The sequence below is a fragment of the Rhizobium sp. 'Codium 1' genome, assembly GCF_020889605.1.
Lineage (GTDB): Bacteria > Pseudomonadota > Alphaproteobacteria > Rhizobiales > Rhizobiaceae > Allorhizobium > Allorhizobium algae.
Window position 1 is genome coordinate 1 of sequence record NZ_JAJGPW010000018.1, and the last position, 739, is coordinate 739.

Annotated in this window: 1 protein-coding gene and 1 pseudogene; one reads left to right on the forward strand and one right to left on the reverse strand. The window is 47.6% G+C overall.

Going from position 1 to position 739, the window contains the following annotated elements:
* Window positions 1-271 precede the first annotated feature (271 nt).
* Window positions 272-358 (reverse strand): annotated as a pseudogene (locus tag LJE98_RS20090) (IS1 family transposase); the annotation flags it as partial.
* 278 nt (window positions 359-636) lie between these two features.
* Here LJE98_RS20090 and LJE98_RS20095 point away from each other — a divergent pair.
* Window positions 637-739 (forward strand): CatA-like O-acetyltransferase (locus tag LJE98_RS20095; RefSeq protein WP_267499143.1); only part of this gene is annotated, 103 nt, incomplete at its 3' end.

A 739-nucleotide genomic window follows, 5' to 3' on the forward strand; every position in this document is an offset into this window, starting at 1 on the left:
CTCGTGGGCTCGGAGATGTGTATAAGAGACAGGGAAACGGACCGCGGGCAGCAGGGTCATCAAGGCATGGTGATGGAGAACGCTGTGGCGTTGCCGGCGCCGGACAACGTGATAATTTTATGACCCATGATTTATTTCCTTTTAGACGTGAGCCTGTCGCACAGCAAAGCCGCCGAAAGTTCTCACTCACTCAAGATGTGTATAAGAGACAGTCGAACTTCACTGACACCCTCATCAGTGCCAACATAGTAAGCCAGTATACACTCCGCTAGCGCTGATGTCCGGCGGTGCTTTTGCCGTTACGCACCACCCCGTCAGTAGCTGAACAGGAGGGACAGCTGATAGAAACAGAAGCCACTGGAGCACCTCAAAAACACCATCATACACTAAATCAGTAAGTTGGCAGCATCACCCGACGCACTTTGCGCCGAATAAATACCTGTAACGGAAGATCACTTCGCAGAATAAATAAATCCTGGTGTCCCTGTTGATACCGGGAAGCCCTGGGCCAACTTTTGGCGAAAATGAGACGTTGATCGGCACGTAAGAGGTTCCAACTTTCACCATAATGAAATAAGATCACTACCGGGCGTATTTTTTGAGTTATCGAGATTTTCAGGAGCTAAGGAAGCTAAAATGGAGAAAAAAATCACTGGATATACCACCGTTGATATATCCCAATGGCATCGTAAAGAACATTTTGAGGCATTTCAGTCAGTTGCTCAATGTACCTATAACC